This is a genomic window from Noviherbaspirillum suwonense (genome assembly GCF_900182955.1).
Classification (GTDB): domain Bacteria; phylum Pseudomonadota; class Gammaproteobacteria; order Burkholderiales; family Burkholderiaceae_D; genus Noviherbaspirillum_A; species Noviherbaspirillum_A suwonense.
The window spans coordinates 82,876-106,065 of record NZ_FXUL01000006.1 but is presented as its reverse complement, the minus strand read 5'-3'; the positions used below and the strand labels follow the sequence as shown (position 1 = coordinate 106,065).

21 protein-coding genes are annotated in these 23,190 nt (G+C 63.9%); 11 read left to right on the top strand and 10 right to left on the bottom strand.

Annotated elements, in window-relative coordinates; genetic code table 11:
- The first annotated feature begins 65 nt into the window (after window positions 1-65).
- From QOL82_RS10455 to QOL82_RS10440, 4 genes are all read left to right on the top strand, one after another.
- Entirely contained in the window at window positions 66-1,145 is a 1,080-nt protein-coding gene (locus QOL82_RS10455) for a purine-nucleoside phosphorylase (protein ID WP_430438464.1), read from the top strand.
- Between the two features lie 112 nt (window positions 1,146-1,257).
- A complete protein-coding gene (locus tag QOL82_RS10450; protein WP_283442201.1) occupies window positions 1,258-2,358 on the top strand; it encodes a purine-nucleoside phosphorylase in 1,101 nt (366 codons plus the stop codon).
- Window positions 2,359-2,482: 124 nt separating this feature from the next.
- Complete coding sequence (locus QOL82_RS10445; RefSeq protein ID WP_283442326.1) at window positions 2,483-3,481, top strand: DUF2272 domain-containing protein; 999 nt, start codon at window positions 2,483-2,485, stop codon at window positions 3,479-3,481.
- Window positions 3,482-3,675: 194 nt separating this feature from the next.
- The gene (locus QOL82_RS10440) at window positions 3,676-4,728 is read left to right on the top strand and encodes an alpha/beta hydrolase (protein ID WP_283442200.1); all 1,053 of its coding nucleotides are present in this window, start codon (window positions 3,676-3,678) and stop codon (window positions 4,726-4,728) included.
- A 109-nt stretch (window positions 4,729-4,837) separates the two neighbouring features.
- Here QOL82_RS10440 and QOL82_RS10435 read toward each other — a convergent pair whose 3' ends face one another.
- The gene (locus tag QOL82_RS10435) at window positions 4,838-5,275 is read right to left on the bottom strand and encodes a universal stress protein (protein ID WP_283442199.1); all 438 of its coding nucleotides are present in this window, start codon (window positions 5,273-5,275) and stop codon (window positions 4,838-4,840) included.
- Window positions 5,276-5,525: 250 nt separating this feature from the next.
- On the opposite strand from QOL82_RS10435, the gene QOL82_RS10430 reads away from it, so the two are divergent.
- Together QOL82_RS10430 and dapA are read left to right on the top strand one after the other, a co-directional pair.
- Window positions 5,526-5,990: a hypothetical protein gene (locus tag QOL82_RS10430; RefSeq protein ID WP_283442198.1), complete on the top strand. Its 465-nt coding sequence runs from the start codon at window positions 5,526-5,528 to the stop codon at window positions 5,988-5,990.
- 47 nt (window positions 5,991-6,037) lie between these two features.
- Window positions 6,038-6,940, top strand: a complete 903-nt coding sequence (dapA, locus tag QOL82_RS10425) for a 4-hydroxy-tetrahydrodipicolinate synthase (protein WP_283442197.1) — start codon at window positions 6,038-6,040, stop codon at window positions 6,938-6,940.
- Here the strand turns inward: dapA and corA are convergent.
- The 8 genes from corA to kdpF form a co-directional block, all read right to left on the bottom strand.
- Entirely contained in the window at window positions 6,918-7,883 is a 966-nt protein-coding gene (gene corA / locus QOL82_RS10420; RefSeq protein WP_283442196.1) for a magnesium/cobalt transporter CorA, read from the bottom strand. The two genes, dapA and corA, sit on opposite strands and share 23 nt — an antisense overlap.
- Before the next feature lie 55 nt (window positions 7,884-7,938).
- Complete coding sequence (locus tag QOL82_RS10415; protein WP_283442195.1) at window positions 7,939-8,667, bottom strand: TorF family putative porin; 729 nt, start codon at window positions 8,665-8,667, stop codon at window positions 7,939-7,941.
- A 137-nt stretch (window positions 8,668-8,804) separates the two neighbouring features.
- On the bottom strand, window positions 8,805-9,503 hold the full coding sequence (kdpE, locus tag QOL82_RS10410) for a two-component system response regulator KdpE (protein WP_283442194.1): 699 nt from the start codon (window positions 9,501-9,503) through the stop codon (window positions 8,805-8,807).
- Window positions 9,500-12,265 carry a two-component system sensor histidine kinase KdpD gene (kdpD, locus tag QOL82_RS10405; protein WP_283442193.1) on the bottom strand — a complete coding sequence of 922 codons (2,766 nt, stop codon included), beginning with the start codon at window positions 12,263-12,265 and terminating at the stop codon, window positions 9,500-9,502. Before kdpD ends, kdpE begins: the two co-directional genes overlap by 4 nt.
- 32 nt (window positions 12,266-12,297) lie before the next feature.
- The gene (gene kdpC / locus QOL82_RS10400; RefSeq protein ID WP_283442192.1) at window positions 12,298-12,870 is read right to left on the bottom strand and encodes a potassium-transporting ATPase subunit KdpC; all 573 of its coding nucleotides are present in this window, start codon (window positions 12,868-12,870) and stop codon (window positions 12,298-12,300) included.
- Window positions 12,871-12,881: 11 nt separating this feature from the next.
- Window positions 12,882-14,948 carry a potassium-transporting ATPase subunit KdpB gene (gene kdpB, locus QOL82_RS10395; RefSeq protein WP_283442191.1) on the bottom strand — a complete coding sequence of 689 codons (2,067 nt, stop codon included), beginning with the start codon at window positions 14,946-14,948 and terminating at the stop codon, window positions 12,882-12,884.
- Between the two features lie 21 nt (window positions 14,949-14,969).
- Window positions 14,970-16,799, bottom strand: coding sequence for a potassium-transporting ATPase subunit KdpA (gene kdpA / locus QOL82_RS10390; protein ID WP_283442190.1), 1,830 nt, complete (start codon window positions 16,797-16,799; stop codon window positions 14,970-14,972).
- Entirely contained in the window at window positions 16,799-16,888 is a 90-nt protein-coding gene (kdpF, locus tag QOL82_RS10385) for a K(+)-transporting ATPase subunit F (protein WP_283442189.1), read from the bottom strand. The genes kdpA and kdpF overlap by 1 nt, the downstream gene beginning before the upstream one ends.
- Before the next feature lie 654 nt (window positions 16,889-17,542).
- On the opposite strand from kdpF, the gene QOL82_RS10380 reads away from it, so the two are divergent.
- Window positions 17,543-18,172, top strand: a complete 630-nt coding sequence (locus QOL82_RS10380) for a hypothetical protein (protein ID WP_283442188.1) — start codon at window positions 17,543-17,545, stop codon at window positions 18,170-18,172.
- Window positions 18,173-18,324: 152 nt separating this feature from the next.
- Here the strand turns inward: QOL82_RS10380 and QOL82_RS10375 are convergent, their stop codons facing one another.
- Complete coding sequence (locus QOL82_RS10375) at window positions 18,325-19,221, bottom strand: LysR family transcriptional regulator (protein ID WP_283442187.1); 897 nt, start codon at window positions 19,219-19,221, stop codon at window positions 18,325-18,327.
- 114 nt (window positions 19,222-19,335) lie between these two features.
- Here QOL82_RS10375 and QOL82_RS10370 point away from each other — a divergent pair, with 114 nt between their 5' ends.
- From QOL82_RS10370 to QOL82_RS10355, 4 genes are all read left to right on the top strand, one after another.
- Complete coding sequence (locus QOL82_RS10370) at window positions 19,336-20,205, top strand: SDR family oxidoreductase (protein WP_283442186.1); 870 nt, start codon at window positions 19,336-19,338, stop codon at window positions 20,203-20,205.
- A 434-nt stretch (window positions 20,206-20,639) separates the two neighbouring features.
- Window positions 20,640-21,941 (top strand): tyrosine-type recombinase/integrase, encoded by a 1,302-nt coding sequence (locus QOL82_RS10365; RefSeq protein ID WP_283442185.1) that lies wholly within the window; start codon window positions 20,640-20,642, stop codon window positions 21,939-21,941.
- A 139-nt stretch (window positions 21,942-22,080) separates the two neighbouring features.
- The gene (locus tag QOL82_RS10360) at window positions 22,081-22,737 is read left to right on the top strand and encodes a hypothetical protein (protein ID WP_283442184.1); all 657 of its coding nucleotides are present in this window, start codon (window positions 22,081-22,083) and stop codon (window positions 22,735-22,737) included.
- Window positions 22,738-22,865: 128 nt separating this feature from the next.
- Complete coding sequence (locus QOL82_RS10355) at window positions 22,866-23,105, top strand: hypothetical protein (RefSeq protein WP_283442183.1); 240 nt, start codon at window positions 22,866-22,868, stop codon at window positions 23,103-23,105.
- Window positions 23,106-23,190 lie beyond the last annotated feature (85 nt).

Sequence of the window (23,190 nt, the reverse complement as noted above, 5' to 3'; positions counted from 1 at the left end):
GAATTACTGCTGCCGGCCCGAGCACGGCATGCATACCCTTGCGCTCACCTTCATTACAGAGACCCATGACCACAACATCACGCAGCAACGGTATTTCCTCCCCTCGCCCGATCAAGCGCGTGGCCGCCGCGATGGCCGCCGCAGGCGCGCTGACCTTCGCCTGGTATGCCAGCAGCGTCGGCGCGCAGACCACCGCGCCGCGCCCGGTGAAGGTGCTGATCATCAGCATGTTCGTCGCCGAAGCGCAGCCGTGGATAGACAAGCTGGCGCTTGGACAGGCCATCACGGTGCCGGGCCTGTCGCCGGCTTATCCGCAGGTCCACTGCAATGCCGACGACGTCTGCCAGGTCACCACCGACATGGGCAAGGCCAATGCGGCCGCATCCATTTCCGCGCTGGTCTACAGCGGCCAGTTCGACCTCAGCCAGACCTACTTCCTGGTGGCCGGCATTGCCGGCGTCGACCCCGAGCAGGGCACCACCGGCACCGCCGCCTGGTCGCGCTACCTGGTGGACTGGGACCTGTCGTGGGAGATCGATGCGCGCGAGCGGCCGGCGGGATGGAACACCGGCTTCCTCGGCATCAATACCAAGACCCCGGGCGAGAAGCCGCCGCTGGATTACGGCTCGGAGGTATTCCAGCTCAACGAGGCGCTGCTGCAGAAGGCGCTGGCGCTGTCGACCAATGCGACCCTGACCGACTCGCCGACCGCGCAGGCCTACCGTGCGCAGTATGCGGTCGCGCCGGGCAATCAGCCGCCCAGGGTCACGCAGTGCGACGCGATGACCGGCAATACCTGGTTCCACGGCGACCTGCTGGGCCAGCGCGCCCGCGCATGGCACAAGCTGATGACGGACAACAAGGGCACCTACTGCATGACGGCGCAGGAAGACAACGCGACCTACAAGGCGCTGCAGCGCGGCGCGGAAGCCGGCCTGCTCGACCTGCAGCGCGTGGCCGTGCTGCGCACCGCGTCCAACTTCGACCGGCCGCATCCGGGCCAGACGGCGGCCGAGTCGCTGAAGGCCAATTCGGGCGGCTTCGGCCCGTCGACCGCGAACCTGGTCGTGGCCGGCCAGCCGCTGGTGACCGACATCGTGACCAAGTGGGCCAGCTGGAAGAACGGCGTGCCGGCGACGCCGTGACGCAGGCGCGCCGGCTGCAATGCCGCGCCGCCACGCCATCGCATGTCATCGCATGCAGGCACGCTTCCATGCCGCTTCACACCAATCGAATAACCAGCCGGAAAAACATACAATGAATCTCGATAACAATCAGACCGCCGCCTCTCCCGCCATGGGCGCCTGGCGCCAGCGCGCCCTGCTCGCGAGCCTGTCGCTGGTCCTCGCCGCCTGCGGCAGCAGCAACGACGACAACAGCGCATCCGCGCCCGCCTCAACCCCTGCGCGCCTTGCGCCCAAGGTCGTCGTGGTCAACATGTTCGGCGGCGAGGCCGCGCCGTTCAAGGAGCCGCTGAGCCTGACCCGCAAGGTCACCGTCAAGGGCCTGTCCAGCCGCTATCCCGACGTGCTGTGCAATACCGACGATGTCTGCCAGGTCACCACCGACATGGGCTATGCGAATGCCGCTGCCACGATCTCCGCGCTGCTGTACAACAGCCAGCTCGACCTGCGCCAGACCTACTTCATCATCGCCGGCATTGCCGGCATCAACCCCAAGCTGGGCACGGTAGGCTCGGCGGCATGGGCGAAGTACGCGGTCGACTACTCGATCGCCCATGAGATCGACGCCCGCGAAATCCCGGCCGGCTGGGCCTATGGCTACTTCGGCGTCGGCACCGCCTCGCCGACAGAGAAGCCCAAGTTCGACTACCACACCGAGGTGTTCAAGCTCAATGCGGCGCTGGCCGACCGGGCCTATGCATTGTCGAAAGGCGTGCAGCTGAGCGACTCGGCCGAGGCACAGGCCTTCCGCGCCCGCTATCCGCAGGCCCCGGCCAACCAGCCGCCGGCCGTGATCCAGTGCGACACGGTGTCCGGCGACACCTGGTTTGCCGGCACCACGCTGTCGACCCGCGCCGAGGACTGGAGCAAGCTGCTCACCGACGGCGCCGCCGCCTACTGCACCACCCAGCAGGAAGACAACTCCACGCTGGAAGCGCTGCGCCGCGGCGCTGCCGCCGGCCGGGTCGACTTCGAGCGCGTGATGATCCTGCGTTCCGGCTCTGACATGGACCGGCCCTACCCCGGCCAGAGCAACAGCGACGTGGTGGTGAACTACGCGGAACAGGGCGGCTTCGTGCCAGCCACGAAGAACCTGCAGCTGGCCACTGCGCCGGTGATCCGCGAGATCGTCGGCAACTGGGGCAACTGGAGCAAGGGCCTGCCCGCGCAATAGCGGCAATGCAGCGCACCGGGCCGGCATGGCGGTGCGCTGCGCTGCGGTGGCGTTATGATGGCGCACCGCCACGACGGGCGCGCGATCATGACGCCAGCGCCCAGGCATTCCGTTCCCCTTGTCCATGCGCCTGTCACTGCCCATCCTGTCCGGCTTCCTGATTGTCAGCCTATCCTCGGCGGCCTTTGCCGCCGCGCCCGATTGCCCGCGCGCGGCGACGCCGGGACCGCTGGCGCGGGCCATCGCCCAAATCGCGCTGGATGAGTATGCGCAGTTCAGCGGCCACCGCATCAATGCCGGCGGCGCCTTGTGGAAAGCCGGCGCAACCGAATCCGAAACCGAACTGCTGCGCGACCCGGACACCGGCGCTGCCGACGCCGCGCAGTCCGGGCGTTATGCATGGCGGCGGGTCTGGGAGTACTGGCTGGCGCTGGAAAGGCATGTGCCGGGCGAAGCCTGGGGCCGCAAGGTGATCGCGGTGCCGGGACTGCTGGACGACCCGCTCGCCGCCGGCCGGGCCAGCGAGACGCGCCTGCGCGACCTGATCCCGCGCGCCGGCGACGACGGCAATGACACGCTGCGCCAGGCCGCGGTGCGTGCGGCGATGAACGACTCGCCATGGTCGGCCGCCTTCATCTCCTACCTGATGGACAAGGCCGGCCTGACGCCGCAGCAGTTCCGCTTCGCCTCCGCGCACTGGCAATACGTGCAGCGCGCCTTGCAGCAGCCGGACGGCTATGCGTACCGCGCCTGCGACCCGCGCACGACCGTGCCCGCGGTCGGCGACCTGCTGTGCTACTCGCGCGGCACGCCGCTGCTCAGGGACTTTGCGGCATGGCAGTCCGCTGCGCTGCGGCCCGGCTTTGCGGCGCCCGCGCACTGCGAGGTAGTGGTCGAGGTCGATGCCGGCGCAAAGAAGATCGAGACCGTGGGCGGCAATGTCGTGCAGTCGATTGCACGCCGCAGGCTGCGGCTGAACGAGGAAAACCGGCTGTCGCTCAGCCACGACCCGGCCCGGCATCCGGTGACTGCCGGCAGCGCCTGCGGCCGCGACAGCACCTGCGAGGACGGCAACCTCAACCTGCAGTACTGGGGCGTGCTGCTTCAGCTGACCGCGCAATAGCAGCCCCGGGCCGGGCCCGGCATTGCGCAGGATCGACTGCGTTATCTTTCATCAACCGATCTGCATAAGACCGGCATCCATCGTCGCCCAGCAAGAACTTTGTTGTCAAAACGGCTCTAAACGGCATGCGCACCCGCGGCCCGCCCGCGGTTGCGCCGTTCATCCATCGCTACACTAAACAGAAGAAGCCAACAATGAAGAAGACCCCGCTTATCCTTTCCGCAGTCGCCCTGACCTTCGCCGCCGGCCTTACCCATGCGCAGTCCGCGCAGCAGCCTCCCAAGGCTGACCCCGCCATGCAGAAAGTGCTCGACGCCCTCGCCTCGCTGGGCGGCAAGCCGATCGAGACGCTGACGCCGGAAGAGGCGCGCAAGCAGCCAACGCCGGCCGACGCGGTCAAGAAGGTGCTGCAGGACATGGGCAAGAGTACGGAACCGGAAGCCGGGGTCACCGTCAGGGACATGACAGTCCCCGGCCCCATCGGCGACATCCCGGTGCATGTCTATACGCCAGAAGGCAAGGGCCCATTCCCGGTCATGGTCTATTACCACGGCGGCGGCTTCGTCATTGCCGACACCCAGACCTATGACGCGTCGCCCCGCGCATTGGCCAAGATGGCGAAGGCGATCATGGTGGCTGTCGATTATCACCAGGCGCCGGAAAACAAGTTCCCCGCCGCAGCCAATGACGCATATGCCGCCTACACCTGGGTCGTCCATCATGCGAAGGAAATCAACGGCGATCCGAAGCGGATCGCGGTCGGCGGCGAAAGCGCCGGCGGCAATCTCGCCACTGTCGTCTCGATGATGGCGCGCGACAAGAAGGAGCCGCTGCCGGTGCACCAGCTCCTCGTCTACCCGGTCGTGAACAATGACATGAACACGCCTTCGTACCAGCGCAACGAACAGGCCAAGCCGCTGAACAAGCCGATGATGCAGTGGTTCTTCAAGCACTACTCCGCGAAGGAAGAGGACGGCAGCAATCCCTACGCGGTGCCGATGAAGGCCGCGACGCTGAAAGGCCTGCCGTCAGCCACCATCATCGCCGCGGAGATCGATCCGCTGCTGTCCGAGGGCAAGGCCTACGCAGACCGCCTGAAGAAGGATGGCGTCAAGGTGACCTACAAGGAGTACAAGGGCGTCGCGCACGAGTTCTTCGGCATGGGCGCGGTCGTGCCCAAGGCAAAGGAAGCGGAGAAGCTGGCGGCCGACCAGCTGAAGGCGGCATTCTCGGCAAAGGGCATGTAAGCCTGCGTCGTACCCGGATCGCCGCAACGCCTGCGATCCGGGCTTTCAACACGTCATCCCTTCCGCCGGGGGCGGAGACGCGAGCGCCGGCCAGCAGCCGGCGTTGGCGTCAGGGGAAGACCAGCACCGGCACCTGCGCGTGCTGGATCACCCAGTCCATTTCGCTTTCCTCCAGGAGCTTGACGAAGAATCCCTGTCGCTTCTGCGCCGCGATGAAGATCACGTCGCAGCCTTCGCTGCGCGCCACGTTCAGGATCTCGACCGAAGGCGTCTGCGACTGCACGATGAAAGCCTTGCATGCCAGCTGCGCCTGCCGGGCAGTGGTGACATGGTCGTCAAGGACATGATGCGCAACGAGGCGGCGCTCCCGCTCCACCAGCGCGCCGTCATGCCTGGCCTGCTCGTCGCTGCCGTTGTAGAGCCGGGGCTCGACGATCGACAGATCGACGATGCTGCTGCGATGCAGCCTTGAGAATTCGACGGCCGCGAGAAAGGGTTTGTCCGACCTTTGCAGGGAATGCTCGACCACCAGTATGTTCCGGAACATGGGTACTCCATCGGCACGGTTTCCCGTGCCCGGGTTGATTGGCTGCTGCGCTCCGACACGGATCGTCGAAGCCCAGGAAAGCCTAGCACCGGGCCAGTAAATTCTGGATAAAGAAAACGGCATCCGCCGTAACGATTCTGTAAATGTGCAAGTCTTTACGAGCCCTTTACGCTGCGCGCCTGTCTTTTTAGCTAATTTTTATCCGCCATCGGCTAACCTGCATCGCATCGACATAACGAGTAGGTTCTCCATGAATCGCCTGACCTTGATGCGAACGCAGTCGCCTTTCTTCCTGCACGTTGCAGACTCCGTAAAAAAGCCGGCGAGGGTCCTGCCGGTGTCGCTGGTCCGTCCTTCCCCAAGCTCTTCCGGCATCGCGCCGAACGCCCTTTCCCCGCATCCCAGGCTGCGCAGCACCGACCCGTCCGGATGGACAGGCAGCCAGGCCGCTGCCCCTGCATCCGCTGCGGCCAGCGAAGCCGCGCAATCCTTCATGATGCAGATCACGGTCGACGCGCGCGGCGTCACCGAACTGAGGCACCTGGTCATGGGGAACTGCGGCGAACTCGTGTCCTTCATGTGCATACAGCCGGTCGCCCATGCGACGAAGATGAAGGTATGGCTGTGCCTGAGCAGGCCGGCCGCCGACCGCATCATGGACATCGTCATGCGCACGCTGCCCAGCGCCGAATTCGGCGCCATCGTTCGCGTCTAGAGCGCATCCGCCCTCCCCCCTTCCACACACTCAGGAAAGCACGCGCCATGTCAGCCCCCGACGGCATCTGGATACCCATCGTCACGCCATTCCGCAACGGCGCGGTCGATTTCGACGCCGCGCAATGCCTTGCAGACGAGCTTGCCGGCAGCGGCATCGACGGCATCGTGGTCTGCGGCACCACAGGCGAAGCGGCGACCCTGGAGGAAAGCGAGCAGGCGGCGATGCTGTCCGCGGTCTGCGAAGCCGCCGGCTCGCACTGCCGCATCGCGATGGGCCTTGCCGGCAGCGACACCCGCGCGGTCGCCGGGAGAGCGGCCCGCTGCAGCGAGACCGGCGCACAGGCCCTGCTGGTCTCGCCGCCATCCTATGTCTGCCCGTCGCAGCAGGGAATACTCGCGCATTTCCGGGAAATCGCGTCGGCAACGGACCTTCCGGTCATTCTCTATAACATCCCGGCACGCACCGGCGTCGCCATCGAGCTGCCCACGTTCATTGCGCTCGCGGAGGACCGGCGCTTCGTCGCGGTCAAGCAGTGCGGCGGCAACCAGTCCCAGCTGATGGACCTGATCGGCCAGACCGGACTGAACGTGCTGTGCGGCGACGACCCGTCCATCCTCGCCACGCTGTGCCTGGGCGGCCATGGCGCAATCTCTGCGGCCGCGCATATCCGGCCGGACCTGTATGTCCGCCTGCGCGACCTGGTGCGCGCAGGCGACATCGCCGCCGCCCGCACGCTGTTCCATGCGCTGCTGCCGCTGATGCGGCTGCTGTTTTCCGAGCCCAATCCCGGCCCGGTCAAGGCGGCGCTGGCGCTGCAGGGCCGCATCCGCGATGAACTGCGCCTGCCGATGACGCCGATGTCCGCCGCAGGCCGCGACAGGCTCGCCGCCGCGCTGGAACGGCTGGCCGCGCTGCCGGTCCACGCTACAGCCAGCCCGATTTCCTGAAGCGGTAATGCAGGTAGCCGCATACCGCGGCGATGATGCCCAGCGCAAACGGATAGCCGTAAGTCCATTGCAGCTCGGGCATGGACTTGAAGTTCATGCCCCATATGCCGACCAGCGCGGTGGCGACCGCGAATATCGCAGCCCATGCCGCCAGCCGCTTGTTGACTTCGCTCTGGCCGATGTTGACCATGGACAGGTTGACCTGGATGGCCGTGCTGATCGTGTCGCGGATCGAATCGATCGAGGCGTTGATGCGGTAGAGGTGGTCATAGACATCGCGGAAGTATTCCTGCGTCTGGCCGCACAGCGCCGGCGCCCGGCTGCCGTAAAGCCTGGAGACGGCTTCCAGCAGCGGCGCGACCGCGTGCTTGAGCACGGTGGCCTGGCGCTTGAGCTGATAGAGCCGCTCGACGTTGGCCCGCTCCGCGCCGTCGACGAATATCTGCTCCTCGATTTTTTCCAGCTCCGACTCGAGCGCATCGATGACCGGGAAGTAGCGGTCCACCACTGCGTCGAGCAATGCATAGAAGACAAAGACCGAACCTTCCCTGAGCAGGTGCGGCTCCCTCTCGCACCTGCTTCGAACGCCCAGGAAACCCCGCTGGCTGCGGTTGCGCACCGAGAGCACGAAATTCTTTTCGACGAAGATGTCCACTTCGCCGATCAGCAGCTCCGTGCCTGACAGCTCGGCGGAATGGACCACCGCAAACAGCGAATCGCCGTATTCCTCGATCTTCGGGCGCTGGTGCCCGTGCCGGGCATCCTCGACGGCGAGTTCATGCAGCCCGAACTCGGCCTTCATCACGTCCAGCTCCGCCGCGTCCGCATCCTTCAACGCCACCCAGACGAAATGGCCGGGGCGCGCGAGATAGTCGCTGATCTCGTCGATGGAGATATCCCGGACTTTCTTTCCGTCGTGATAGGCGATGCAGTTGATCAGCAAGACGAGCTCCTTCAAAGAATAATGTGGCGGATGCGTGCGGCAAGAGCGGCGCCGGTCAGAACACCTTGCTGATCGTCAGCAGCAAGGCGGTCCTGCCGAGGTTCCTGGCGTCGGACGCCGGCCCGACGTAATTGTCGGTGCTGGCGCCGATCACGGCCAGCGCCCCGGTGAACGAGCCGAAATTCCTGGTCAACCCTATCCTCCAGTCCGAATACGAGGACGCGGAATGATGCCTTACCGTCTGGCGACCCGCATGGAGATTGAGCTGCAGCTTCTCGGCCACGTCGATGTTCGCGCCGATATCGAGATAGCCGCTGTTCCTGCTGTCGTCGAAGCCGAACAGGTTGGTCACCGCATGCGAGTACTTCACATAGGCGGGACCGTAGCCAACCTGTCCATAGATCTCCGCGGTATTCGCGTTCGGCCGCAAGCCGTTGGACGGGTAGTAGTAGCCGAGCAGGCCGACGTCGTAGGAAATGTCGGCCGTGATCTGGCCGCGCCTGCCGCCGTAGATATCCCATTCGATGCTGCCATCGCCGCCAGCGTCTTTCGTCCACTTGATGGTCGACAGCCAGGTGCCGGCATAGAAGCCGGACGGATTATGCGTGTAATCCGCGCCGCCCTGCAGCGCCGGCTTCAGCCGGGTCTGCGAAATGCCGCGGTAGCGGTAGTCGGAAACGATCGCCGCATTGAAGCTGACTTCATGGTCTGGCTTGCTTTCCTGGGCCAGCGCCGCGCCGCTGGCGGCGCAGCAGACCGACAGCGCAAGTAACATTTTTTGCATCGTGCGTTTTCTCTTTTCATGTGATGGTCAGGCCACCCGCGTTGCCTGCGGCATGACCGGGTTGATTGCCGCATCGGGAACGACGGCGCGCGCTGCCTGCTCATTGGCGAGGCGGCCGGCCTTTCCGTGCGGCGGGCTTACGAAGGCAGCAGCAGGCGGTATCCCACTGCGGTCTCGGTAATCAGGTAGCGCGGCCGTGCCGGGTCTTCCTCGAGCTTCTGCCGCAGGTGCCCCATGTAGATGCGCAGGTAGTGGCTGTTGTCCACGTTCGCCGGCCCCCAGACCTCGGCCAGCAGCTGGCGGTTGGTGACGACGCGGCCCGCGTTCACCGCCAGCACAGTGAGCAGCCGGTACTCGGTCGGCGTCAGGTGCACCCTCAGGCCGTCCCTGGTGACGATGCGGGCCTGCATGTCGATGCGGACGGCGCCGAAGCCTATCGCCCCGCGGGCGTCGGCGGCATTCGGGCGCAGCCGGCGCAGGGTCGAGCGGATGCGTGCGAGCAGCTCGTTGACGCCGAACGGCTTGGTCAGGTAGTCGTCCGCGCCGGCGTCCAGCGCCCTGATCTTGTCCGCCTCGTTGGTGCGGGCCGACAGCACGATGATGGGCACCGCCGACCATTTCCGCACGTCCTCGATGAAGTCGACGCCGTCGCCGTCGGGCAGCCCGAGGTCGAGCACGACCATGTCGGGGGTGCGCGTCCCGGCCTCGATCAGGCCGCGGCGCAGCGTGTCGACCTCGAACACCTGCCAGCCTTCGGCCTTCAGGGCCAGGCCGGTGAAGCGGCGGATCTGCGGTTCGTCTTCGACCAGCAGCACGACGGGCATCGCATCGTTCATGTCGGGCCGCCTGACGAGTCCTGGCTGTCCTGGCCCGCTTCGTCAGGCCCGGGCAGCGGCGGCGGCGACACCAGCGGCAGCGTGAAGACGAAGGACGCGCCGCCTTCGGCCGACCGGCCGGCGCGGATCGTTCCGCCGTGCGCCTCGACGATCGCGCGGCAGATGGCCAGCCCCAGGCCGACGCCGGGCGTGGCCGACTCGCGCTGCCCGCGCGTGAATTTCTCGAAAAGCGCTTCTTCGCGCCCGGCAGGAAGACCCGGCCCGTTGTCCCGGACCGCCACGTCCAGCCTGTCGCCGCTGGCCTCGGCGGCAATGACGATGAGGGAGCCCGGCGGCGTGTACTTGCATGCGTTTTCGAGCAGGTTGCACAGCACGCGCTCGATCAGCACGGCGTCGAAGCGCACCAGCGGCAGGCCGGGCGCAAGCCGTGTCTGCACGTCATGGCCGGCAATGACGGCATGGCATGCGCGCAGCGCGCTGCCGACCACCTCCTCGAAAGGCTGCCATTGCAGGTTGAGCTTCACTTCCCCGCTTTCTATGCGCGCCATGTCCAGCAAATTCGCGACCAGGCTGCTCATGCGCAGGCTCTCGTCGTGCAGCGCTTCGGCCAGTTCCGCCTGGGCGACGGGCAGCGGCGGCCTGGCCATCAGCAGCGACTCGGACAGGCCGACCAGCACGGTCAGCGGCGTGCGCAGGTCGTGCGACAGCGTGGACAGCAGCGAGTTGCGCAGCCTCTCCGATTCCATCTGCACCAGCGCATCCTGCGCCACCTCGATGTAATGCACCCGTTCGAGCGCGATCGCGGCCAGGGTCGCGAACGTGTCGAGCTGCTGGCGCTGTTCCGGCACCAGCATCCAGCGCCGGTTCTCCGGCTCGATCGCCAGCACGCCGCGCGTGCGCATCGGCGCGACCACCGGCAGGTAGAACAGCGGGCTGCCCGGCAGCGTGTCGGTGCCGATGCCGGCCGCTGCCGCATGGTCGAACGCCCATTGCGCAATGCCGATGTCCAGCATCGCGCTGGCCGGCGTCAACGTCGGCGCGGCCTGGTCCTGCGCCGGTTCCGCCAGCTGCAGGCGGCCGTCGCTGTCGGGCAGCAGCAGCGTCGCCCTTGCATGGAAGGCGCGGCTGATGGAAGCGCAGGTGATCTCGAAGATCTGCCCGGTCTGCAGGGTCCCGGACAGTTCGCGGGCGAACTGGTACAGCGCGCGCGAACGCGATTCGCGGTAGGACGCAACCCGCGCCTGGTAGCGCAGGCCCGCGGTCAGGTGCGACGTGATCAGCCCGACCGCCAGCATCACGACGAAGGTGACCGTGTACTGCAGGTCGCTGACCGCGAACGAAAACCGCGGCGGCACGAAAAAGAAGTCGAAGGCCGCGACGCTGACGAAGGTCGCCAGCACCGCCGGTCCGCGGCCGAGCTGGACCGCGACCAGCACGACGGTGAGCAGGAACAGCATGACGATATTGGCCAGGTCGAAGTAAGGCAGCAGCGGCGTCGCGACCAGGGCCGTGGCCATGCTCGCCGCCATTGCCCACAGGTAGCGCGACGGCTGCAGCGTGCGCTGGACCGATGCCGCAAGCGCCGCGCCGGCCAGGCCCCTTGCGCCCGCCCTGGCGTCCTTGCCCGCGACGCCGGTTTCGATCAGGTCCAGCGCCGGCGCCAGCATGGCGACCCGCTGGTGATGCGAAATGCGCCACGGCCATGTCGGATGGGCGCGGCCCAGGACGATCTTGGAAAAATTGTTGGCAATCGCATAGTCCGCGATGGCCTTCGCAATGTCGCTGCCCGACAGCACGGCCGTCGTCGCGCCCAGGTCCTGCGCGAGCTTCAGCGTCTTCAGGATCTGCTCGCGCTGCGCCGGCGGCAGGCGCTGCAGCGGCGGCGTCTCGATATAGATCGCATGCCAGCCGGCATTCAGCTGGGCCGCCAGCTGCGCGGCGCTGCGTATCACGTGCTCGCCCCCTGCCCGCGGGCCGACGCAGGCCAGCAGGCTCGACCCGGTTTTCCACACCGCGTCGATCGACTTCTCGACGCGGTAGGCCTGCACGTCGTCGCCGATCCGGTCCGCGGTGCGGCGCAGTGCCAGCTCGCGCAGCGCGATCAGGTTGCCCTTGCGGAAAAAATTGCGCGACGCCCGTTCAGCCTGCTGCATCTGGTAGACCTTGCCCACCTTCAGGCGCGCCAGCAGCTCGTCCGCCGGTATGTCGACCAGGACGACTTCGTCGGCGCCGTCGAACACGGTGTCGGGCAGGGTCTCGGCAACCCGGATGCCGGTGATGCCGCCGACCACGTCGTTCAGGCTTTCCAGGTGCTGCACATTGACCGTGGTGAACACGTCGATGCCGGCGTCGAGCAGTTCGTCGACATCCTGCCAGCGCTTAGGATGGCGCGAGCCGGCCGCATTCGAATGCGCCAGCTCGTCGACCAGGATCAGCGACGGATGCCGCGCAAGCGCCGCGTCGATGTCGAATTCCGTGATCGTCCTGCCCCGGTATTCGATGGTCTTGTGCGGCAGCAGCGGCAGGCCCTCCAGCAGTGCCGCCGTCTCGCTGCGGCCATGGGTCTCGACCACGCCGACCAGCACGTCCTGCCCCTCCGCCTGCAGCTTGCGCCCGGCCGACAGCATCGCATAGGTCTTGCCCACGCCTGCCGACGCGCCGAAGTAGATCCGCAGCCTGCCGCGCGCGGCGCGGCGTTCCTGCCGCTGCACCTGCGCCAGCAGCGCGTCCGGGTCGGGACGCTGGTATTGGTTCGAGGACATGGCCGGTCAGCAGTCGTAAGGTGGATGCGGCATCAGCGGCGCTGGTCCAGCGCCAGGTTCAGCGCCAGCACGTTGACGCGCGGCTCGCCCAGGAAGCCGAGGAAGGCCGACTGCCTGCGCTCGTCGATCAGCTTGCGCACCGCGTCCACGCCGAGCCTGCGTTCGCGGGCGATGCGGCCGGCCTGGTAGTAGGCGGCCGCAATGCTGATATCCGGGTCCAGCCCGCTGCCGGACGCGGTGACGAGGTCGACCGGAACCGGCGCGGCATTGTCCGGGTCGGCCGCCTTCAATGCGGCGATGCGCGCCTTGACCGCGTCGGCCAGCGCCGGATTCAGCGGCCCCTGGTTGGAGCCGCCCGAGGCGGCCGCGTTGTTGGGCATCGGGCTGGTGGCCGACGGCCGGCCCCAGAAGTACTGCGGCGACGAGAACGCTTGCCCAATGAGGGACGAGCCAGCCGGCTGGCCGTCGCGCAGCACCAGGCTGCCTTCGGCCTGTCCGGCAAAGGCCAGCCGGCCGATGCCGGCGACCGCATACGGATACAGCAGGCCGCACAGCAGGGTCAGGAGCGCGAACAGCACGAGCGCGGGACGAAGCAGGGTTTTCATGTCAGTGCCTTTCAGATCAGGTGCATGACCGCGAGGATCATGTCGATGAGCTTGATGCCGGCGAACGGCACCAGGATGCCGCCCAGCCCGTAGACCAGCAGGTTGCGCCGCAGCAGCGACGCCGCGCCCACCGCCCGGTAGCGCACGCCCTTCAGCGCCAGCGGTATCAACACCACGATCACCAGCGCATTGAAGATCACCGCCGACATGATGGCCGACGACGGACTGCTCAGCTGCATCACGTCCAGCGCCTTGAGCTGCGGATAGGTGGTCACGAAGGCCGCCGGGATGATGGCGAAATACTTGGCGATGTCGTTGGCGATCGAAAACGTCGTCAGCGACCCGCGCGTCATCAGCATCTGCTTGCCGATCTCGACGATCTCCAGCAGCTTGGTCGGGTTCGAGTCCAGGTCCACCATATTGCCCGCCTCCTTCGCCGCCTGCGTGCCCGAGTTCATCGCGACGGCGACGTCGGCCTGCGCCAGCGCGGGCGCATCGTTGGTGCCGTCGCCGGTCATGGCGACCAGCCTGCCCTGCGACTGGTAGCTGCGGATCAGCCTGAGCTTTTCCTCCGGGGTGGCCTCGGCCAGGAAGTCGTCCACGCCCGCCTCGGCCGCGATGGCCGCCGCCGTCAGCTTGTTGTCGCCGGTGATCATCACGGTCCTGATGCCCATGCGGCGCAGTTCGGCGAATCGCTCCCGGATGCCACCCTTGACGATGTCCTTCAGTTCCACCGTGCCCATCACGCGGCCGTCGTCCACCACCACCAGCGGCGTGCTGCCGCGCCGGGATATGTCGTCGACCGAGCGCAGCACCTCGGCCGGGAACGGGCGTCCCGCCGCCTCGACGAACTGGCGCATCGCATCGGCCGCGCCCTTGCGCACGGCGCGCCCGCCGATGTCGATGCCGCTCATCCGGGTCTGCGCCGAGAACGGCACGAAGGTGGCATGCAGCGACTCCATTGCCCGCTCGCGGATGTTGAAGCGCTGCTTGGCCAGGATGACGATGCTCCTGCCCTCCGGCGTCTCGTCGGCCAGCGACGCAAGCTGCGCGACGTCGGCAAGCTGCTCGGCAGTCACGCCCGGCGCGGGAACGAAGTCCGACGCCTGGCGGTTGCCCAGCGTGATGGTGCCGGTCTTGTCGAGCAGCAGCACGTCGACGTCGCCCGCCGCTTCCACCGCGCGGCCCGAGGTGGCGATGACATTGGCCTGCATCATCCGGCTCATGCCGGCCACGCCGATGGCCGACAGCAGCCCGCCTATGGTGGTCGGGATCAGGCAGACCAGCAGCGCGATGAGGACCGTGATGGTGACCGGCGCGCCGGCCCTGGCGGCCTCGACCGAGAACAGCGACATCGGGAGCAGGGTCACGGTGACGACCAGGAAGATGATGGTCAGCGCCACCAGCAGGATCGTCAGCGCGATCTCGTTCGGCGTCTTCTGCCGCTTCGCGCCTTCCACCATCGCGATCATGCGGTCGATGAAGGCTTCGCCCGGATTGACCGAGATGCGCACCACCAGCCAGTCGGACAGCACCCGCGTGCCGCCGGTGACGGCGCTGAAGTCGCCGCCCGATTCGCGGATGACGGGCGCGGACTCGCCCGTGATCGCGCTCTCGTCGACCGACGCCACGCCTTCGATGACTTCGCCGTCGGCCGGGATCACGTCGCCCGCCTCCACCTGCACCACGTTGCCCTTGCGCAGGTCGCTCGCATTGCAGGGCAGCCAGCCGCTGCCATGCCTGGGCTCGTTGAGCTTCTTCGCCATGACTGCCTGCTTCAGCGCGCGCAGCGACGCCGCCTGCGCCTTGCTGCGCCCTTCCGCCAGCGACTCGGCAAAATTGGCGAACAGCACGGTGAACCAGAGCCAGACCGCGATGGCCAGGATGAATCCCGGGCTGGCTTCGCCCTGGCCCACCAGCGATTGCGCGAACAGCAGCGTGGTGATGATGCTGCCCACATACACCACGAACATGACCGGGCTGCGCCATTGCGTGCGCGGGTCCAGTTTCCTGAACGCGTCGACGATGGCTGGGCCGACCAGCGCGGCTTCTAAAAGCGTAAAGCTTTTGCGTGACATGAAAAGCTCCCTGTCCAATGTCTAATATTGAATGTTTGACGGTTGATGCGGCGCGACGAGCTGCAGGTGCTCGACGATCGGGCCGAGGGCCAGCGCCGGCACATAGTTCAGCACGCCGACCAGCACCACCACGCCCACCAGCAGCGCGATGAACATCGGCCCGTGCGTGGGCATCGTCCCGGCGTTGGCTTCCAGCCGGTTCTTGCCCGCCAGCGAGCCGGCAATGGCGAGGATGGGCACGATCATCGCGAAGCGGCCGAACCACATCGCAATGGCCAGCATGACGTTGTAGAACGGCGTGTTGGCGGACAGGCCCGCGAATGCGCTGCCGTTGTTGTTGGCGGCCGAGGTGAAGGCGTACAGCACCTCCGAGTAGCCATGCGCGCCCGGGTTGGCGATGCCGGCCCGGCCGGGCTCGGCCATGACCGCGATCGCGGTGCCGGCCAGCACCAGCACCGGCGTGACCAGGATCGTGATCGACGCCATCTTCATGTCGAAGGACTGGATCTTCTTGCCCAGGTATTCCGGGGTGCGGCCTATCATCAGCCCGGCGATGAAGACCGCCAGGATGGCGAACACCAGCATGCCGTACAGGCCGGAGCCGACGCCGCCGAAGACGACCTCGCCGAACTGCATCAGCACCATGGGCGCCATCCCGCCCAGCGGCATGAAGGAGTCGTGCATCGCATTGACCGCGCCGCAGGAAGCGGCGGTGGTGACCGCGGCGAACAGCGCCGACGCGCTGATGCCGAAGCGGGTTTCCTTGCCTTCCATGTTGCCGCCCGACTGCAGCGCGCTCATGCCCTGGTCGACGCCCAGCGCCTGCAACGCCGGATGGGCCTGCTGCTCGGCCGTCATGACCACCACCGTCATCACCGCGAAGATGATGGTCATCGCGCCCAGCACCGCCCATCCCTGCCGGATATCGCCGACCATGCGGCCGAAGGCGAAACACAGGCCGGCCGGGATCAGGAAGATCGCCAGCATCTGCGCAAAGTTCGACAGCGGCGTCGGGTTCTCGTAAGGGTGTGCCGAGTTGGCGTTGAAGAAGCCGCCGCCATTGGTGCCCAGCATCTTGATCGCCTCCTGCGACGCCACCGGCCCCATCGCCAGCGTCTGCGTCTTCGCGGTCAGGGTTTCCATTACCGGGGTGCCGGATGCGTCCTTCTGCGGCTGGCCGTCCGGCCCGTTTTTGGGCTGGCTGTACGTGACCGGGTCGAGCAGCGTCACGTCCTCGTAGGCCGAGAAGTTCTGGATCACGCCCTGCCCCATCAGGAAGACCGCGAAAATGACGGACAGCGGCAGCAGCACGTACAGCGTCGAGCGGGTGACGTCGACCCAGAAGTTGCCGATCGACTTGCCCGAGCGGGAACTGAACCCGCGGATCAGCGCATAGACGACCGCCATGCCGGTCGCCGCCGACAGGAAGTTCTGCACCGTCAGCGCCAGCATCTGGGTCAGGTAGCTCATGGTGGACTCGCCGCCATAACCCTGCCAGTTGGTGTTGGCCACGAAGCTGACCGCCGTATTGAACGACGAGTCCGGGCCGACATTGGGCAAGCCCTGGGGATTGAGCGGCAGCCAGGCCTGCAGGCGCTGGACCGCGTAGACGAACAGCGCGCCCACGGTATTGAATACCAGCAGCGCGACCGCATAGCGCTTCCAGCCCATCGCGGCATCCGCGGACGTGCCGGCTATCCGGTAGAAAAGCTGCTCGATCCTGTGCAGCCAGCCCAGCCCGCGCATCGCGCCGCCCTCGCCGACCAGGGCCAGGTACCGGCCAAGGGGATAGGCGAGCACGAGCAGCACGACAAGGAAGGCGACGAGCAGCGCAATCGCTTGCGTGGTCATCACAGGTCCTCCGCCTTGAGCAGCGCGACCAGCAGATACACCAGCAGGCCCGCAGCCACGAACGCGCCGATCACATAGAACGGTGTCATTGTTTTTCTCCCAGTTTTTCGCAGCCGGCGGCAAATGCCCAGCAGGCAAGCAGGCCTGCGAGAATCGCGCCGATATAGACGATATCCATTACATTTCCCCTGAAATCCGCACGTGTTCGTTACGGTTTAACCGCACTAATCGCCGAACCGTGCAGCGGTGTTTGATGCATTAAAGGTTAGCGGAACGCACCTAAAGATTTCGTAAAGACTTGGGGATGGGGCGTAAAGAAAATATAAAAATTGGGGTGGTGGGACGTGGGGGAGACGTTGCGAAGTGCGTGGCAAGGCGGCGGGTTTCAAGGCATCGCCGGGGGCGGTTGTGTGCGAAGCAAAGGCCACCGAACGCATTTTGAAGCTGTCGATACCGGTCCGGAATCCCTGGCGGCATTACTGGGACGCCGCCGCGTGGCGCGGGTTCGATGGAGATTCTCCGCATGGAATGCCATGGCCGGATTGATAGGCGATATCAGCGTTCGGGTGTGATACGAGGCGATGCGCTGATCGCCTCCGCTGGAAAAGTCCCCGTAATTCGACAGGAAGAATCGCTTGCAAGTGACATCTTTTGCAATATATTGTAACTATTGGTCGATATTCGAACTACCAAAAAGCGAGGCGGCACCTGAGCGCCTTTCCCCATCTTCCCGGAGAACCCAGATGAAACGCGCCTTCCTGTCCTCATTCCTCGCCGTCCTGCTTGCCGCACTTGCGATAGCGCCCTCCATGGCGACGGCCGCTCCCCTTGCCGTGACGCTCTATGCCACCACCGAAGAAAACGTGTCCTCCGGCTTCAGCCCTGGCTATTACCTTGCCCTCGCGGCAGCCAACCGCCACCTTGGCCTCAGTCCGGCCGGCTCGGTCTATTACCAGGAAGCGGAACTGCATCTCTACCATGCCAGCGGCCCCGTGGTAGGCACGCTGACCTCGTCCTGCACCCTGATGCCCAGCTTCAGCACAGTGCAATGCGCCAGCACGGTCCGTTTCAGGGACGGCGCTGTCCGGACGAGTAATGGTGGGGTCGTGCACAACAGTGCGTTCAACATGAACGGCGCGTACGCGGAAATCCTGGGTCCGGTGAATGGGCAATGTCCGCAATCGACCAACACCAATGGCGTGTCCGGCGGAACCGGGGACGCTTTCATCGGCGTGCAGGGCCAGGCGACCATCATCCATAGCCCGGGCAATGCCGATCCCGGCACCTGCGAGCATACGACGCATCCTTACCGGTTCGATTTCATGCTGCTGCCGCCGAACGGGGCGCCGCAGGTGACGATTTCGCCGGCGTGAAACGCGGTTTTCGGGATTGCTGAGCAGGCGCGGTATCGAACGCGGCGTGGATCGGACTACGCCTGCAGCGCGTGTCGGCGGCGGCTGTCGGCGCCATGCGGGCCTTCGCCGGTTTCGTCCGCGGCAATGCCGTGCGGCCGGCCGGCATGCCCCTATGACGGGCGGATAAAGGCCGCTAGTTCGTCCGGTGTGCCATTAGGAAATGCACGTTTCAAATAGTCGAGGAAGGCAGAAACGCGTGCGCTCAACAAGCGTCGCGATGGATACAGCGCCCACAAGGCGATCTCGGGTCCATCGATCTCGCCCCAGCTCGCAAGCCGGCCCGCCTTCAAGTCGTGGCTGACCAGCGATATGGGAAGGCACGCCGCACCGACACCTTCCAGGACGGCATCACGGACCATGATGAGCGACGCCAGGTGCAGCACCGGATTGGCTGTAATGCTTACGCTCCCGTTCGATCCCCGCACCGCCCAGGACAAGGCAGGCGGACTCTGGCCGCGCACCACCGCGGGTACAGCCGTGGAGCCCAGCGGTCGTTGCAGCTTCGGATCTGCCACGACGACCATCCGGTCGCGCAGGAAGATGCGACCTACCAGGTTCTCGTCCTTGTCGGGGTTCACCCTGATCACCAGGTCGTAACCTTCCTCGACCATGTCGACGGGCCGGTCTTCGTTCGTGATCTCGAGCCGGACTTCCGGGTAGGCCAGCGCAAATCCGGCGGCCAGCTTCCCCATCGCGGTTTGCGAAAACAGCAGCGGCGCGCTGATGCGCAGTCCGCCCCTGGGGCTGGCCCCGCCCGAAGCGAGCGCTGCGGTCGCTTCATCGATTTCGGTCAGCAGCCCGCCCGTGGTCGCGTGCAGCATCTGCCCCTCCTGCGTGAGCCTGAGTGCGCGTCCCCCTCGCTCCAGCAGCCGCACGCCAAGGCTGCTCTCCAGTTCCATCACGCGGCGCGACAGCGTTGCCTTCGGACGACCGGTGGCGCGTGCGGCAAGTCCGAATCCGCCATGGCGGGCGACCAGGTTGAAATCGGCAAGGGCAAGAAGATCCATGTGTTCCACCAGTGAGACAGCGCGTCCAAGTATAGCGGCTATCGGTTCTTCCGCGGGACACCTAATATTCAAAGCGTCGATCCGACACTTCTCAACCAACCTGGAGCAAATGCCATGACCATTCTTGTAACCGGCGCTACCGGCAACGTCGGCCGCCAAGTTGTCGAACAACTCGTCAAGCGCGGCGCCAACGTGCGCGTTCTCGTCCGCAACCCCGGAAACGCCAGCTTCGCAGCAGGTGTCGACCTCATGCAGGGCGACCTGCTCGATGTCGATTCGCTGCACAAGGCCTTCGCCGGCGTCTCGACGCTGTTCCTGCTCAATGGCGTCGTGCCGGATGAATTCACCCAGGCGCTCATCGCGCTCAATGTCGCCCGGCAGGCTGGTGTACGCCGGGTCGTGTACCTGTCGGTGATCCACAGCGACATCTTCGTCAATGTGCCTCACTTCGCCGGCAAGTTCGGCGTCGAAAGGATGATCGAGCAGATGGGTTTCTCCGGCACGATCTTGCGCCCTGCCTATTACATGGACAACGACCGCACGATCAAGGACATCGTGTTCGGATACGGCACGTACCCGATGCCGATCGGCGACAAGGGACTGGCGATGATCGATACACGCGACATCGGCGAGATCGCAGCGATCGAACTGATCCGGCACGACGCCGCGACCCGGCCACTTCCACTCGAGCGAATGAATCTCGTCGGCCCGGATACCTTGACCGGCGCTGCCGTTGCCGCCATCTGGTCGGACGTATTGGAACGCCCGGTCGTCTACGGCGGCGACGACACCGCCGGGTTCGAACAGACCCTGCGCCAGTTCATGCCAAGCTGGATGGCATACGACATGCGCCTGATGAGCGAGCGTTTTCTCAGCGACGGCATGGTCCCCGAGACAGGCGACGTTGCCCGACTGACCGCGCTGCTGGGAAGGCCGCTGCGCTCGTACCGGGACTTCGCTGCGGAAACTGCTGCGACTGCCTGACAACCCGGGGGCGATGGCAAGGTTTTGTTAGCGGGTCTCGGACGTGCGGGCGGCGATGCTTTCTAGTGTTTAATCACCGTGGACTATCGACGGGAACGCTAGGCGGCCTGGGCACAAGTGGTCTGCGCTTTCGGACCTGCCAGGCAGTCGGCATGGCAGGATGCACACACGATTTAATCACCCAAAAGAAAAGGGCCCGGATTTTCATCCGGGCCCTTTTAATTCTGGTGGGCCTCCCGTGAGTCGAACACGGCACCAACGGATTATGAGTCCGGACAATAACCATTTCCCAACCTTTCCGATGATTTGCCACAAAGGCGGTTTTCATAGTGAAGAATTAAAATTTTTGACTAGGATTGCCTGTCAACAATTACTATTGTTTCCCTTAATTTGCTAAGATTTGCCTACATGGTGCCTACACAGAAAAGGGAGCAATGGCTAAAGTTAATTTCACAGCGGATAGGGTGACTGGTTTTCAGTGCGAGCCAGGAAAACAGCAGTTCATTTTTTGGGATGCCAAGACACCGGGCCTGGGACTCCGCGTGACTGCCGCTGGTGCCAAGTCATACATCTTCGAAGCTCGTCTTTACAGCAAGACAATCCGCGTTACGATTGGGGATGCGCGCACTTGGACCGTTAGTAAGGCTCAAACCGAAGCGACGAAATACAAAGTGCTCGTCGATCAAGGCATTGACCCAAGAAGTGAACGAGCGTCACTGCGCGCAAAGGCAGAGGCCGAAGAATCACGTATCTGTTCTCAAGCGCTGACAGTCGGAGACGCATGGGCTGCCTACCTTAAGGCCAGAAAAAGCAAATGGGGCGAACGCCATTACCTAGACCATATTGCCAAAGCCAAGGCTGGCGGCGTACTCTGTAAGCGTGGCACCCGTGGGCGCGGCGTGACGATAGCAGGACCGCTATACTCCCTGATGAGCATAAAGCTTTGCGATCTGAATGCGGACACAGTGGAAGAATGGGCGGCGAAGGAGGCCGAGACCCGCCCAACTGCTGCACGTCTGGCTTGGCGGCTACTGAAGGTATTTTTAGCCTGGTGCGCTGAGCAGAAAGAATATGCCTCGATCCTCCCGGCGGCGAATCCAGCCAAGACGAAAAAGAGTCGTGAAGCACTTGGGAAGGCGCGAACGAAAACCGATGTTTTGCAGCGTACGCAGCTGGCCGCATGGTTTGATGCGGTAAATAAGCTAAACAATCCTGTAGTAGCCGCATGTCTGCAAACTATCTTGTTGACTGGCGCGAGACCAGGCGAGGTGCTTGAAATTCGGTGGGAGGACGTGAACACCAAATGGAAAGGACTGACCATCCGCGACAAAGTGGAGGGCACAAGAGAGATTCCACTTACGCCATACATGGCAAGCGTGATAGCTGCCCTGCCCCGCCGTAATGAATGGGTGTTCTCCAGTGCGAAAGGCAGCCACCTAACCAGTCCGAATTATCAGCTAACCGGAGTCTGCAAGGTTGCCGGCATTGAGGGCCTGACGCTACATGGATTGCGTCGTTCATTCAAATCGCTAACTGAATGGCTGGACATACCTGCAGGCGTGGTGGCGCAAATCATGGGGCATAAGCCGAGCGCGACGGCCGAGAAGCATTACACGATCCGACCGCTCGACCTGCTGCGCTTACACCATGAAAAGATTGAAGCATGGATTTTAGAGCAAGCTAAGGTCAATTTCCTTAAAGCACCAGATGGATTGCGGCTGTTAGCGGCTGTTTAAATGCATTAGGAATAGTTTTAAGAGTCCTAGGGCAGGCCAACGAACCCATGATACGCGAAAACTTTTTCCCGGCGGCTTCAAATACGAAGCGCCACACCTTTTCGGCCATTCTCATGCGCCGATCTATCAAGGAATACAAATGAAAGAAGAGTCATCCAAGTCACTAACTGCCGCAACAGAGCCAAAGGTCGATACGTCAATGGCGGACATTCCAATTTCTCTTAGAAAGATTTTTCATGAAAGCCCACTTTTAAAAAGCCTTTTAGATAGGCACGGGCTGGAAGCAAGGGAGATGCTTATCAATACTGTTGATTTACAAAACAATCCACTGAGAAAAGATGAGTTGGAAAAATTTCTTGAAAGAATTAATAAGGAAGACTACTTAATAGAAGTAGAACAAGCTGGAATAGAGCAAGCAATCAAAGAGTGGGAGTCCAAGGCCACTCCGACAGCGATTGATTACAAGATTCAGCAGGACAACATCACCGCATTACAAGATCAACTTAAAGCCATTGATGAAAAAACAAGTCAACTGTTGAATATAGCCAGTATGACTCTTTATCGTAAGCAAAGTGTGCCAAAGGTAAAAGAAAAGCCAAAAAGGGTATGGGATGAGTCCGCGTTGCGCCGCCTACTAGAAGAATACAACCAGCCTAATGCAACCCATGACACGTTGGCGCAAAAATACGGTGTAACGCGCCAGTTCATCGCCCGGCTCATAAAAAAAGCTAAAGAGGAGTTCGCCCCATACAAAGCGAAAGCGATGACCATGCCCTGGAGTAGTTCAAAGAAATAGGTTGCGTTGCGTAGTTGCCTAAAATGCCTGGCCTCCCCGTGGTTACTAGGTTGCCTGGTTGCGGCAACCAGCCACATCGGTTGCACTGCGTAGATTTCGGCGTCATCAAGTCCATCAAAGGAAAGATGATGCAAACCATTCAAAACCATCAGGTGCCGGCAATTCCGCCTGCCCTCGCTGCTGTTGCTCAAGGCCGGGACTATATTAAGACCGCTGAGTTTGCCCACGCGATGAGCTGTGCAAATCAGACAATCCTCAAAAACCATTGCCTTACCGGCGAGTGCTTCGGCATCCGTCCAATTAAACACGGCAAATTTCTTCTCTGGTCCGTGACCGCAATCGCAAAATTATTGAATGGTGAGAAGTAATGCTATTCACCATAAAAACCTATTCTTCCAGCAAGGACGATTCAAATTTCACGATGCGTTCGAGATATTTTGCGCTACTGCAACT

Coding starts and splice junctions, on each gene's coding strand:
- QOL82_RS10455 (WP_430438464.1), top strand. CDS start 66: ATGACCACAACATCACGCAGCAACGGTATTTCCTCCCCTCGCCCGATC.
- QOL82_RS10450 (WP_283442201.1), top strand. CDS start 1,258: ATGAATCTCGATAACAATCAGACCGCCGCCTCTCCCGCCATGGGCGCC.
- QOL82_RS10445 (WP_283442326.1), top strand. CDS start 2,483: ATGCGCCTGTCACTGCCCATCCTGTCCGGCTTCCTGATTGTCAGCCTA.
- QOL82_RS10440 (WP_283442200.1), top strand. CDS start 3,676: ATGAAGAAGACCCCGCTTATCCTTTCCGCAGTCGCCCTGACCTTCGCC.
- QOL82_RS10435 (WP_283442199.1), bottom strand. CDS start 5,275: ATGTTCCGGAACATACTGGTGGTCGAGCATTCCCTGCAAAGGTCGGAC.
- QOL82_RS10430 (WP_283442198.1), top strand. CDS start 5,526: ATGAATCGCCTGACCTTGATGCGAACGCAGTCGCCTTTCTTCCTGCAC.
- dapA (WP_283442197.1), top strand. CDS start 6,038: ATGTCAGCCCCCGACGGCATCTGGATACCCATCGTCACGCCATTCCGC.
- QOL82_RS10415 (WP_283442195.1), bottom strand. CDS start 8,667: ATGCAAAAAATGTTACTTGCGCTGTCGGTCTGCTGCGCCGCCAGCGGC.
- kdpE (WP_283442194.1), bottom strand. CDS start 9,503: ATGAACGATGCGATGCCCGTCGTGCTGCTGGTCGAAGACGAACCGCAG.
- kdpD (WP_283442193.1), bottom strand. CDS start 12,265: ATGTCCTCGAACCAATACCAGCGTCCCGACCCGGACGCGCTGCTGGCG.
- kdpC (WP_283442192.1), bottom strand. CDS start 12,870: ATGAAAACCCTGCTTCGTCCCGCGCTCGTGCTGTTCGCGCTCCTGACC.
- kdpB (WP_283442191.1), bottom strand. CDS start 14,948: ATGTCACGCAAAAGCTTTACGCTTTTAGAAGCCGCGCTGGTCGGCCCA.
- kdpA (WP_283442190.1), bottom strand. CDS start 16,799: ATGACCACGCAAGCGATTGCGCTGCTCGTCGCCTTCCTTGTCGTGCTG.
- kdpF (WP_283442189.1), bottom strand. CDS start 16,888: ATGACACCGTTCTATGTGATCGGCGCGTTCGTGGCTGCGGGCCTGCTG.
- QOL82_RS10380 (WP_283442188.1), top strand. CDS start 17,543: ATGAAACGCGCCTTCCTGTCCTCATTCCTCGCCGTCCTGCTTGCCGCA.
- QOL82_RS10375 (WP_283442187.1), bottom strand. CDS start 19,221: ATGGATCTTCTTGCCCTTGCCGATTTCAACCTGGTCGCCCGCCATGGC.
- QOL82_RS10370 (WP_283442186.1), top strand. CDS start 19,336: ATGACCATTCTTGTAACCGGCGCTACCGGCAACGTCGGCCGCCAAGTT.
- QOL82_RS10365 (WP_283442185.1), top strand. CDS start 20,640: ATGGCTAAAGTTAATTTCACAGCGGATAGGGTGACTGGTTTTCAGTGC.
- QOL82_RS10360 (WP_283442184.1), top strand. CDS start 22,081: ATGAAAGAAGAGTCATCCAAGTCACTAACTGCCGCAACAGAGCCAAAG.
- QOL82_RS10355 (WP_283442183.1), top strand. CDS start 22,866: ATGCAAACCATTCAAAACCATCAGGTGCCGGCAATTCCGCCTGCCCTC.